Below are 12848 nucleotides of genomic sequence, written 5' to 3'. Positions count from 1 at the left end.
CCTCTTCTTGTGTTCAAAAACTTAACTTGAAGGTTTATCTTTCAGCCTAGGATAAACTCTCTGGATTTCTTCAGGAATCTAAAAGTCACTTCAAGAATACTAACGGTGATAAATATAAAATTCATTCATTATCATAACTGTTTTTGTGTTGAGTTTCAAGATGTTAACTTAAAAAATAATTTTTTAATCCATCAACGATGGCAGTTTCAACTATCTTTCTATGATTTACATCTCTAATCAACACTTCGTCAGTTGGATTACTAATATAGCCAAGCTCGAGTAAAACAGCAGGCATTTCTGTTTGACGTAGTACTTGATAGTTTTCTTGCCTTGGACCACGATCAGATAATATCGCTTTCTTTTGAATACTTGCATTTAAGGTTTCCGCAAGTGCTTGTTGCTGTTCGTGGAACCAATAAACAGTTGCGCCATTCGCATTAGGTGAGTCAAGGGCATCATTATGAATACTGATAAATACATCGCCTTTCAAATTTCTATCTTTTAATTTAACGTACTCATCCTTAGTGCGCGTTAATTTGACTTTTGCCCCTTCTTTTTCAAGCAGTTCTTTTAATTCTAAACCTGTTTTTAGAGTCATATTTTTTTCTAAAGTTTTCTTACCCGTTTGACTAGCAGCGCCTTGATCTCCACCTCCGTGCCCTGGATCAAGAACGATAACTTTGTTCTTTAATGGATGAGCATAAGGGTTTTCGTCTTCTTTAATGTCTAGATTAGTATGCCAACCAGCAATCCAACCTTTTTCATTGCCGTCTGGTGAGCGAACTTCAATCCACTTGCCACTTTGTCCTATTTTGACAAAACTGTCGCCTTCTTTAACTTTATATATCACTGGAAATGCAGCATTAGGACCCGTTCTAATTTCTGCATCTTCCACAACATGAATTTGGCTCGTATGACTCTCTCTAATTAAGATAAAAGAAATAACGATTGCAATGAAAACAGCCAAGATGAGTAACGCTAAATAAAATCTATGTGGTTTGATTCTCTTTTTCTTTAACCATTGATCTACTTTTTTCATAGGATTTTGCCATCAATACTTTCATAGATTATCGTCACGGGTCCATCATTTTGAATATCTACAATCATATCTGTTCCAAATTGACCTGTTTCAACTGCTAAATGATAAGTGCGTAATTGCTCATTAAAATATAAATATAATGCATTGGCTTCGTCAGGAGACATTGCTTTACTAAATCCTGGTCGATTACCTTTTCGCACATCAGCATACAAGGTAAATTGTGAGATTGACAAAATATGCCCTTCGATTTGTTGGACATTTAAGTTTAATTTGCCATTTTCATCCTCAAAAATGCGAGAATTAGCAATCTTCTTAGCGAGTGCATCTGCATCCGCTTTTGTATCATTTTCACCAATGCCTACGAGTAAGCATAATCCTCGATCTATAGAACGCGCTATTTGGCTGTTTTTCACACTAGCAGATTGCACACGTTGTACAACGATTCTCATAATTAAGCACTCCTAATTCCAAACTCGTGTTACTGTATAGATATCGCCGAGTTGTTTGATTTTATCAGCAACTTTATACACTTCATGTACATTTTTTACCATAATACTCAAATTAATGACAGCATTTTTATCAATATCAGATTTACCTGCAACTTTAATTAATTGACTAGAGGTGCTATTCACTGCTTGTAAAACCTCATTTAATAAGCCATTTCTGTCGTAAGCAGTGACTTCTAAATCCACTTGGTATTTCTGAGCTGCATTTTTAGATTTGACCCATTCCACATCAATTAAACGCTCTTTTTCGTTTTGAATATTTGGACAATCCGTCCGGTGCACCTTAATACCGTGACCTTTTGTAATATAGCCTAATATTTTATCACCCGGTATCGGATTGCAACATTTTGATAACTTTATTAAAACATTATCTAAACCTTCAACATATACACCTGAATCTGTCGTAATATGATCTTTAATAGGTGCTGATTTCGTCACTTGTTGTGCTTGATTCAACGCTTTTTGCTTGTTTTCAATGCGAATTCTTTCAGTAAGTTTGTTGACGATTTGAGCTGATGTTACACCACCAAAGCCAACTGCGGCATATAAATCATCTTCATTCGCAAAATTATACTTATCATTTACAATTTTTAAATTGCGTTCAGTTAACAGTTCGTCAGGTTTAAAGCCTTGCTCTTTAAGTTCAGCTTCAACCATAAACTTACCTTTTTCAATATTTGAAGAGCGATCTTGTTTTTTAAAGAAACTTTTAATTTTACTCTTAGCACTTGATGAACGTACAATTTTTAACCAATCACGACTTGGGCCATATGAATGCTTACTCGTTCTAATTTCAACGATATCACCGGTTTGTAAAACGTAGTCAATCGGAACAATTTTACCGTTTACTTTTGCACCTATCATTTTATTACCGACTTCACTGTGAATTGCATATGCAAAATCAATCGGTACCGCGCCGTACGGTAACTCAATCACATCACTCGCCGGTGTAAAAGCGTAAACTTTATCGCTTTGCAAATCAAATTTAAGTGACTCAATAAATTCTTGTGCATCAGAAGAAGTATGGTCAGTTTCTGCAATATCTTTTAGCCAATTTAGCTTTTTATTATACGTTTCACTATCTTTATCAACTTGTTTTCCTTCTTTATAAGCCCAATGCGCTGCAACCCCATGCTCTGCAATTTCATGCATTTCAAAAGTACGAATTTGGATTTCTAATGGGTCACCATTCGGACCAACGACAGTAGTATGCAATGACTGATACATATTTTGTTTTGGCATCGCAATATAATCTTTAAAACGACCTGGCATCGGTTTCCAAAGGGTGTGGACGAGTCCTAAAACAGCGTAACAGTCTTTTATAGAGTTAACGATAACACGTACAGCAAGCAAATCAAAAATCTGATCGAACTGTTTCTTTTGCTTCATCATTTTACGATAAATACTGTAGATATGTTTGGGTCGACCATTGATTTCACCACTAATTTCCATAATATCCATTTCTTTACGTATATTTTGAATTGCGTTTTCAATATAAGCTTCACGTTCACTTCGTTTCTTTTTCATGAGATTAACAATTCTGAAATATTGAACATTATCAATATATCTTAATGCAATATCCTCTAATTCCCACTTAATTGTATTGATCCCTAAACGATGGGCAAGCGGTGCATAAATTTCCAATGTTTCTTTTGAAATTCGAATTTGTTTCTCACGAGGCATCGCGCGCAAAGTCCTCATATTATGTAATCGGTCAGCTAATTTTACTAAAATGACACGTACATCCTTAGCAATTGCAATAAATAATTTACGATGATTTTCAGCTTGTTGCTCTTCTTTCGAACGATATTTTACCTTTTTTAATTTCGTAACCCCATCGACAATTGTCGCAATTTCCACATTGAACATTTCTTCAACATCATCAAAAGTATACGGCGTATCTTCAATCACATCATGTAAAAAACCTGCAACTATCGTTGGTCCATCGAGATGCATTTCAGTTAATATACCTGCCACTTGAATAGGGTGCATTATATATGGTAAACCGTTTTTACGAAATTGTCCTTCGTGTGCTTGGTAAGCAATGTGATAACTTTTTAATACATATTCATATTGTTCATTGTCTAAATATGTTTTTGCTTTATGCAACACCTCATCTACACTATATGGATATTCGTTATTCATTTTGGTCACCCCCACGTTATAAATAATAATTCTATCATACTACATGATTAAAAATAATTGAACCGTATCACAACGCATAATTTTATTACAAAATAATAATAAAAGTGTCAATAATTTTAGTTTTTCAATACTTGATTACATTTTAAAATGTTTATTCAGTTTATTTAAAATATTGAAGCAACAAAAATGGTATCATCAACTTTAAAGTAACATTTAAAATAATAAAAAAAGTGAGACTGAAATCTATAGTAAACGAAGATTTCTTAATCTCACTTGGTTCCAACATACAATCAATTGCATGCGAGAAACTTTTGATGCTATTAACTATTCATTATACGTGATTAAACGCATCACGTCGTAATCTTTAATTTTTTCTATACCATTTAAATAAGCAAGTTCAATAATAAATGCAATACCTGCAACAATACCACCTTGTTTCTCAACAAGATGAATAGCCGCTTCGATTGTCCCACCTGTAGCAAGCAAATCATCAGTAATTAATACTCTTTGTCCTGGTTTAATTGCATCCGCGTGCATTGTCAGTACATTGCTTCCGTATTCTAGGTCGTATTCATAACGGATGACTTCACGTGGAAGCTTACCTTCTTTACGTACAGGTGCAAAACCGATTCCCATTGCATATGCAACAGGACATCCAATGATAAAACCACGTGCTTCTGGTCCTACGACAATATCGACATTTTTCTCTTTTGCATATTTAACGATTTGATCTGTCGCATAGCCATATGCTTCACCGTTGTCCATGATTGTTGTAATATCTTTAAAATTAACGCCTTCTTTAGGCCAATCTTTGACTTCAGATACATATTTTTTTAAATCCACTTAAATCCTCTCCTCATTCAATCCCTGCTAATTCATTAACAAACCAAGACTTAATGGCATCAAATTCTTCATATAAGAGCTGTTTTTCAACTTCAATTCGCTGTACCCTTGCTTGATAAATGCGACTAGCTGAAATAGACTGCTTTTCACGAGAATGCGCAATCTCAATTATACCATCTTTTTGTGAAATAATTTGTAAGTCTAAGAAAACTTTTAAAATAAATTTCAGCATAGTGGGTTTAATTTGCAAATATTGACTCAGCGCCATTCCTTCAGTTTCTAGATTTGTTTTACCCTTTTGAAAAAGTGCTTTGTAACATTTTTTAAACGTATCGTCTTTCGGTAAACCTTCAAAATAAATAGAATGCCGATGATCAAAGACAAGATATATTTGAGATGCTTTAATGTAACGACATGAAAGCTTAATGTCTTCCATAGTGAGTGGTAAGTCTCTCATTACACATTTATCATAACCTTCTGGAATGACCTCACCATAATAGAATTCATGATGACTAGATTTATCTTTATTGGGATGTATGAGAAAACACACTTGATCTTTACCCTCAAATTGGGGTAACCGCTTATTTTTGCTGCGATAATCTAAAATTTGTCGATCATTACTTCTTATATCAGTCATTACAAATTGAGGCGTACGATTCCCATTCCATTCATTAATTTGAAGTTCACCAATGATATCTATTTCTTGGTCTTCCATTAATTCTTGGTTTAATTCACCATGATTCCAAAACAGGCCTTGTAAATTCTGTTCGTTAAAAGTAACTTTAAGATGATTCTGATTTTGACCAATCGCTTTCGCTTGTTGGATGGTCAAGCCATCAATTTGAAATACGGGTCTGTTAAAATCCATGCCAAAAGGGCGTAACCGTTCTAAAGAGCGGATTTGTTCAATCGTAACATGTTCGATATCTAAAACAACATCAGCCATTTTGACTGGTTGAAGATCATCGTCATTAAAACGCTCCGTCATCCATGCATTTAACGCGTTTCTCAGCGGATCTACATTTTCTATGGGCATTGTTAATCCTGCAGCCATATGATGACCACCAAATTTTGTAATTAATGTAGATTCCGAAGATAGAGCTTCAAACATAGAGACTTGCGAAATACTTCGAGATGAACCTTTTGCATGTTGCTGGGCTTCATCAATATTCAAAATCATAGTAGGCAGATGAAATGTTTCAACAATTCTTGAAGCAACAATTCCTAATACGCCTTCGTGCCAATTTTCTTTAGCTAAAACTAAAAATTTTTGACCCTCATTAACGGCTTCTTGAGCCATCTCCATCGCTTCCTCAACGATTTGCTGGACAATCTCTTTGCGTTCTACATTGAAATGCTCCACTTGCTCTGCTAGAAATAGCGACTCTTCTAGATCATCTGACATTAATAATTCAGCAGCTAAACCCGCGTCGTCTAAACGGCCTACCGCATTTAATCGTGGCGCAATGATAAAACCAATTGTTTCTTCATTAATATCATCTCGGTATTGTGCCTGATCTAATAAAGCACGAATCGCCACAGGTGTCTCTTCGTTGATATAAGTCAATCCTTTTTGAACAATCATCCGATTTTCATCAGTCAAAGAAACTAAATCAGCAATCGTTCCAATCATTGCTAAAACCCAAAATGAATGTGGCAATTCTTCTAAAAGCATATCTGCTAACTTAAACGCCACACCTGCACCACATAAATATTTAAATGGATAATTGAAATCAGGGTGCATCGGATGGATAATTGCAAAAGCGGGAGGCAGCGTTTCCCCCATTTCATGATGGTCTGTAACAATCACATCCACGCCTAAATTTTGAACAAGCTCAATTTCATGATGACCTTGTATACCATTATCAACTGTAATAATTAACGTAACCCCTTCATCATAGGCATTTCTAAAGGCCATTTCACTCGGACCATATCCTTCTGTAAATCGGTTAGGGATATACCACCCTACTGTGGCGCCAAGTTGTTGCAAAGTTTTAACCATAATGGTCGTCGAAGTTACACCGTCCGCATCATAGTCTCCATAAACAAGTATCTTTTCACCATTTTGAATTGCTTTATGTATTCGTGATATGGCTTTATCCATATCACTTAACGCTTGAGGGTCATGAATCATATGACTCGGTGCTAATACGCGATCAAGTTCTAATCCATCGGTGTACCCTTTGCTTTCTAGTATTAATTTCATCATCGGTGTTAATTTATATTTATCGACTAAAGCGTCATCAATCAAGCTATCGACTTGACGCGTTTGCCATTGAAAATTCGATTGTATCATAATCATTACCGCCTCTTTCTCAAAACGTATTATAACGAAAATTAGAGAAAATAAAAAGAACTTGGACATCATTGATGTTAATCAATAAGACGTCCAAGTTTATTTCTATTATACTAATACTTTTTCTTCGTTAGTACGTTTACGTTTATAAACAACAAGTTTGTGATGGCTTGATTTACGTAATTCACGTTTTTTCAACATGCCCCAAAGCGGTACCGCAATAACAATAGATGAGTATACACCTGATACTAAACCAATCAATAATGCTAATGAGAAGTTAAATATGCTTGATGCACCTAATATCAACATTGCAACAACGACGATAACTACAGTTAAAACGGTGTTGATTGAACGTGTTAACGTTTGACGTATAGAACTATTCACAATATAATCTATTTGCTCTTCTTTCGTGATTACTTTTACTTTTTTCAACATTTCACGAACACGGTCAAATGTTACAATCGTATCGTTTATAGAATAACCGATGATTGTCAGTACTGCTGCGATAAACGTTATATCAACCTCGAGTCTAAACAAGCTAAAGACAGCGATAATCATAAAAGCATCATGTAATAAGGAAATAATCGATGCGATCCCCATACGCCATTCAAAACGTAAAGAAATGTAAATAATCATACCGATGGATGCAATAATCACTGCTAGCATTGCATTTTTAGCCAATTCTTGACCTATTACAGGTGATACGGTATTCACAGATGGCTCTTTGCCATAGGCATCTTTTAATGTTTTAGATACTTTAGCAATTTCATCTTTTGACAAGTCATGTTTATACTGCATCGAAGCATTTTCATTTTTATTTCCACCAATTGATAATTGGTTTGGTTTCAAATCAATCGCTTCTAATTTTTTCTCTACTTGATTTTGATTGAGTGGTTGATCACTTTGAAGATCAACACGTGTGCCAGAAGTAAAATCAATACCTAAGTTCAATTTGAAAATAGATAAAATGATAATACCTGCTAAAATGACCACACCACTAAATGCAAATAGTGGTTTTGCAATTTTCATAAAATCAATCTTATCGTAAGGTGTACTTAAATCCGATACATCATATCCGTCATTAATATTATGGATTTGATTGTTTTTAACACCAAACCACCAAAGTTTTTTCTTGAATACATTGGATTGTACGACTAAAGATAAAAGAATACGTGTTAAGAAGACCGCAGTCACAAAGCTCATTAAAATTGCCAATAATAACATCGTAGCGAAACCTTTAACTGAACTTTCCCCAAAGAAGAAGAGAACAGCAGCTGCAAGTACAGTTGTCAAGTTGGCATCTAAAATAGTGATAAATGAACTTTTATTTGCTTTTTTATAAGCTTGTTTTAACGTGCGACCAATTCGCAGCTCGTCTTTAATCCTTTCGTACATGATGATATTCGCATCAACAGCCATACCTACACCAAGTACCAACGCAGCTAAACCAGGTAATGTGAGGACACCTGAGATAAAATTAAATGCTAGCATTGTTAAATAAATATAAGTTGTTAATGTAATGACAGCAATTAAACCCGGCAAACGGTAGAACAATAGCATGAATAAGAAAATGATGCTAATCCCAATAATTGATGCAAACATCGTCTTATCTAATGCATCTTGACCAAATTGCGCACCAACTGAAGTTGAATAGATTTCTTTTAAATCAACCGGTAATGAACCAGAATTTAAAAGATCAGCAATTTGTTTAGCTTCAGTTATCCCTTTTTCACCTTGGAAACCACCTGAAATTTCAACGTTAGGTGAGTTAATCGGTTGGTCAACAGAAGCTGCTGAAATATATTTTGGATCTTCTTTAGTTTTTTCTTTCGCATAGCTGTCGCCTTTTTTAAAGTCGAGCCATACGACCATTACGTTTTCTTGTTTTTTAGAAATTTTTTCTGTTACTTTTTTAAATTTATCACTGTCTTTTAATTTAAAAGTAACTGCGGGTTGGTTCGTATTTTGTTTAAACTCTTGTTTAGCTGAACCTTGAACTAAATCTTTACCAGTTAATAAAACTTTATCATCAGCATCACGTATTGTTAAATTAGCTTGTGATGATAAAATTTTACGGGCTTGGTTTTGGTCCTTAACCCCAGCAAGTTGAACACGTATACGATTTTGATCTTCAACTTGTATTTTCGGTTCAGACACTCCAAGTACGTTAACCCGACGTTCTAAAGTTTTAGCTGTGGATTGTACAGCGGTATTATCAATTTTATCGCCTTTATCAAGTGGGTTGACTTGATATAAAACTTCGAATCCACCTTGTAAATCAAGCCCTAAGTTGACATCTTTGATCACATTTTTATATGTAGTGGCCATTCCCGCGAATAATAGCACAACAAGAATAACAAAGGTGATCAATCTACTTGTTTTTTTCACATAAACACCTCATTTTATCTTATGTTTCAAGCATACTTCACTTTACAAAATTAGTGCAAGTGATTTCTAACACGAACTAAAAAAGACATGGGTATAAGCCATGTCTTTAATTGTATTTAAGCTGGTCAATGCAATCCGTTATGAAGGATCAACTTGTTTAATGGCTTGTTTTTCAAAAGTCAGTTCAGTACCTTTACCATTAACTGTAATGACAGCTGTTGTTTCATCAACTGCACGAACTGTTCCTTTAATACCACCAATTGTAGTTACACGTTGTCCCGCTTCTAATTGGTCAACCATTTGGCGATGCTCTTTAGCACGCTTTTGTTGCGGACGAATCATGAAGAACCACATGACAACAAATAGTAATATTAAAGGTAATAAACTAATAAGTGAAGACATAAATCATAGCTCCTATCTAGAAATTTTTCGGATTATCAACATTGAGGCCATATTGTTCGAAAAATTCCTCTTTAAAATCTAAAAGACGATCCTCTCGAATGGCTTGTCTAATGTTCTCCATTAATTTTAACAGAAAATGCAAATTATGATAAGTGGTAAGACGAATCCCAAAAGTTTCATCCGCTTTGATGAGGTGTCTTAGGTATGCGCGTGAATAATTTTTACACGTATAACAATCACAATTTTCATCTAACGGTCTAAAATCATCTTTATATTGCGCATTTTTTACAACAACACGTCCATGTGAAGTCATACATGTTCCATTACGTGCAATACGTGTCGGTAATACGCAATCAAACATATCCATACCACGGATACTACATTCAATCAATGCATCAGGAGAACCTACGCCCATTAAATAACGTGGCTTATCTTTAGGCATAAATTGCTTAGTAAATTCGACCATCTCATACATGACAGGTTTTGGCTCGCCAACAGATAAACCACCTATCGCATATCCTGGAAAATCCAGTTTAACGAGTTCTTCCGCTGATTGTTGACGTAAATCTTTGTATTCTCCTCCTTGTATAATTCCAAATAAGGCTTGATCATTCGGACGTTGGTGTGCTTGTAAGCATCGTTCTGCCCATCTAGTTGTTCTTTCAATAGAATTTTTCACATAATCATACTCAGCTGGCATAGGTGGACACTCATCGAAAGCCATAATAATGTCCGAACCTAAATCATTTTGTATTTTTATAGAATCTTCTGGAGATAAAAAGAGTTTTGAACCATTCGTATGATGTCTAAATTCTACACCTTCTTCGGTTATTTTTCTCAAATTACTCAAACTGAAAACTTGGAAGCCACCCGAATCCGTTAAAATAGGACCATCCCAATTCATAAATTGGTGTAAGCCCCCTGCTTTTTTAACAATATCATTTCCAGGTTGTAACCATAAATGATAGGTATTTCCTAATAAAATTTTCGTATTCATTTGTTTTAATTCTTCTGGGCTCATCGTTTTAACTGTAGCTTTTGTACCCACCGGCATAAACATAGGTGTTTCAAACGACCCGTGCGGTGTGTGTACAATACCTAATCTTGCACCAGATTGTTTACAAGTTTTAATATGCTCATAAGTTACTGCAGGCATAGTATTCTCCTCTCAAACTAAATAATAATCATCGCATCGCCAAAACTGAAAAATCGATATTTTTCAGCGACTGCATGACGATATGCCGAAAGCACAAATTGTCGCGAACTAAAAGCAGATACCAACATCACTAAAGTGGATTTTGGTAAATGAAAATTCGTAATCAAGCCATCTATCGCTTTAAATTCAAAACCCGGATAAATAAATATATCCGTCCATCCACTAGAAGCAACAAATTGCGTATGATTTTGACGGATAGTTTCTAGTGTTCTTGTAGAGGTTGTACCTACAGATATGATGCGATGTCCCTTAGCTTTAGTCTTATTCAGTAAATCTGCTGTTTCTTGAGACATTTGATAATATTCACTATGCATTTCATGGTCATCGATATTTTCGACACTCACAGGTCTAAATGTACCTAATCCTACGTGAAGTGTGATAAATGCAATATTAACCCCATTTTCACGAATTTGTTGTAACAACTGATCTGTAAAATGTAAACCTGCAGTCGGCGCTGCAGCTGAACCAGATGCTTTTGCATAAACGGTTTGATAACGATCTTTTTCGTCTAATCGTTCTTTAATATATGGAGGAAGTGGCATTTCGCCTAATTCATCAAGCCGCTCTTGTAAAATACCGTCATAATGCAAGCGCATAATCCGGCCACCTTGATCGAGTTCTTTCATACAAGTAGCAATGATCTTTCCATCTCCAAAGCTCAAAGTTTGCCCTACTTTTATCCGTTTCGCTGGTTTAAGTAACACTTCCCAGTCGTCACCTTCAATTTGAGTCAACATTAACATTTCAACTTTTGCTCGTGTTTCTTCTTTAACACCAAATAAACGCGCCGGCATCACTTTTGTATCATTTAATACAAGAGTATCACCTTGTTCAAAAAAACGTGTAATATCTTTAAAATGTAAGTCTTCAGTCTCGCCAGTTCGTCGATTCAAATATAACAGACGACTTTGATCGCGCTGTTTTAAAGGTGTTTGTGCGATGAGCGACTCTGGCAATTCATAATCAAATTCTTCAATATTCAAAGTAGTAACTCCTCTATTTAATGACTCGTATATTTAAAATGTTCATAGGCTTGGGGTGTCGCTTTACGCCCTCTTGGTGTACGCTCTAAAAAGCCTCTTTGAATGAGAAAAGGTTCATATACGTCTTCAATCGTAATACGCTCTTCTCCGATTGAAACAGCAATCGTATCTAATCCTACTGGTCCACCATGATATTGCTCAATAATACAAGCCATCATTTTATGATCAATATAATCTAGACCTTCTTCATCTACCTGTAATAGGTGCAATGCACGTTTTGTCGTCTCAATGTAGATCATGTCATCTTCATTTACTTGTTGGAAATCCCGTATTCGTTTTAATAAACGATTAGCGATACGAGGTGTCCCACGACTTCTTTTTGCAATTTCTATAGCACTTTCTTCATCAATAGCTGTGCCTAATACATCAACAGTCCGAATAATAATTTGTGCCAGTTCTTGTTCAGAATAATATTCTAAGCGCAAATGGACGCCAAATCGGTCACGTAAAGGACTCGTCAAGCTCCCTGCACGTGTTGTTGCACCGACTAATGTAAACGGAGGTAAATCGATACGTATACTACGCGCTTCCTCGCCTTTTCCAACGATAATATCAATAAAAAAATCTTCCATAGCCGGATATAATACTTCTTCCACAACGCTACTTAGACGATGTATTTCGTCAATAAATAAAACATCACCAGGTTGTAAACCAGTTAGAATAGCAGCTAAATCGCCGGGTCTCTCTATGGACGGCCCAGAAACTGTACGTAAATTAACGCCCATTTCATTCGCGATAATATGTGAAAGTGTCGTTTTACCCAAACCAGGAGGGCCAAAGAGAAGGACATGATCAAGTGGTTCTTCACGAATTTTAGCCGCTTGAATAAAAACTTCAAGATTTGATTTGATTGTACTTTGACCTATGTATTGTCTTAGCCGATCTGGCCGTAATGACAATTCAAAAGCTTGCTCATCAGATTGCTCATGGCCATCCATCATTCGATCTTGTTCCATTTGACTCACTCCTT

General features: G+C 35.5%; 10 protein-coding genes. All 10 read right to left on the bottom strand.

Features of this window, described 5'->3' with window-relative positions; genetic code table 11:
- Window positions 1-163: 163 nt before the first annotated feature.
- The gene (locus tag KM149_RS05785) at window positions 164-1039 is read right to left on the bottom strand and encodes an N-acetylmuramoyl-L-alanine amidase family protein (RefSeq protein WP_165545552.1); all 876 of its coding nucleotides are present in this window, start codon (window positions 1037-1039) and stop codon (window positions 164-166) included.
- Complete coding sequence (gene dtd / locus KM149_RS05780; RefSeq protein WP_050330739.1) at window positions 1036-1488, bottom strand: D-aminoacyl-tRNA deacylase; 453 nt, start codon at window positions 1486-1488, stop codon at window positions 1036-1038. Before dtd ends, KM149_RS05785 begins: the two co-directional genes overlap by 4 nt.
- A gap of 12 nt (window positions 1489-1500) precedes the next feature.
- Complete coding sequence (locus tag KM149_RS05775; protein ID WP_050330738.1) at window positions 1501-3690, bottom strand: RelA/SpoT family protein; 2190 nt, start codon at window positions 3688-3690, stop codon at window positions 1501-1503.
- 324 nt (window positions 3691-4014) lie between these two features.
- Window positions 4015-4533: an adenine phosphoribosyltransferase gene (locus tag KM149_RS05770; protein ID WP_050330737.1), complete on the bottom strand. Its 519-nt coding sequence runs from the start codon at window positions 4531-4533 to the stop codon at window positions 4015-4017.
- A 13-nt stretch (window positions 4534-4546) separates the two neighbouring features.
- Window positions 4547-6829, bottom strand: a complete 2283-nt coding sequence (gene recJ, locus KM149_RS05765; protein ID WP_214970003.1) for a single-stranded-DNA-specific exonuclease RecJ — start codon at window positions 6827-6829, stop codon at window positions 4547-4549.
- A gap of 108 nt (window positions 6830-6937) precedes the next feature.
- Window positions 6938-9217, bottom strand: a complete 2280-nt coding sequence (gene secDF, locus KM149_RS05760; RefSeq protein WP_050330736.1) for a protein translocase subunit SecDF — start codon at window positions 9215-9217, stop codon at window positions 6938-6940.
- Window positions 9218-9355: 138 nt separating this feature from the next.
- On the bottom strand, window positions 9356-9619 hold the full coding sequence (gene yajC / locus KM149_RS05755; RefSeq protein ID WP_016425270.1) for a preprotein translocase subunit YajC: 264 nt from the start codon (window positions 9617-9619) through the stop codon (window positions 9356-9358).
- A gap of 16 nt (window positions 9620-9635) precedes the next feature.
- A complete protein-coding gene (tgt, locus tag KM149_RS05750) occupies window positions 9636-10775 on the bottom strand; it encodes a tRNA guanosine(34) transglycosylase Tgt (RefSeq protein WP_214970006.1) in 1140 nt (379 codons plus the stop codon).
- A gap of 17 nt (window positions 10776-10792) precedes the next feature.
- Window positions 10793-11818, bottom strand: a complete 1026-nt coding sequence (gene queA / locus KM149_RS05745; protein WP_050345539.1) for a tRNA preQ1(34) S-adenosylmethionine ribosyltransferase-isomerase QueA — start codon at window positions 11816-11818, stop codon at window positions 10793-10795.
- Window positions 11819-11835: 17 nt separating this feature from the next.
- Window positions 11836-12834: a Holliday junction branch migration DNA helicase RuvB gene (gene ruvB, locus KM149_RS05740; protein ID WP_016425273.1), complete on the bottom strand. Its 999-nt coding sequence runs from the start codon at window positions 12832-12834 to the stop codon at window positions 11836-11838.
- Between the last annotated feature and the right edge of the window lie 14 nt (window positions 12835-12848).

Origin of the sequence: Staphylococcus coagulans, from assembly GCF_022557135.1 — a bacterium.
GTDB lineage: Bacteria > Bacillota > Bacilli > Staphylococcales > Staphylococcaceae > Staphylococcus > Staphylococcus coagulans.
Note: the sequence above shows the minus strand (reverse complement) of the source record. Positions and strands in the feature narration are given on the sequence as shown.

Excerpts from the sequence above, each read along its gene's own strand:
- recJ (WP_214970003.1), bottom strand. The coding sequence starts at position 6,829 with ATGATACAATCGAATTTTCAATGGCAAACGCGTCAAGTCGATAGCTTG.
- KM149_RS05785 (WP_165545552.1), bottom strand. The coding sequence starts at position 1,039 with ATGAAAAAAGTAGATCAATGGTTAAAGAAAAAGAGAATCAAACCACAT.
- yajC (WP_016425270.1), bottom strand. The coding sequence starts at position 9,619 with ATGTCTTCACTTATTAGTTTATTACCTTTAATATTACTATTTGTTGTC.
- dtd (WP_050330739.1), bottom strand. The coding sequence starts at position 1,488 with ATGAGAATCGTTGTACAACGTGTGCAATCTGCTAGTGTGAAAAACAGC.
- tgt (WP_214970006.1), bottom strand. The coding sequence starts at position 10,775 with ATGCCTGCAGTAACTTATGAGCATATTAAAACTTGTAAACAATCTGGT.
- ruvB (WP_016425273.1), bottom strand. The coding sequence starts at position 12,834 with ATGGAACAAGATCGAATGATGGATGGCCATGAGCAATCTGATGAGCAA.
- KM149_RS05775 (WP_050330738.1), bottom strand. The coding sequence starts at position 3,690 with ATGAATAACGAATATCCATATAGTGTAGATGAGGTGTTGCATAAAGCA.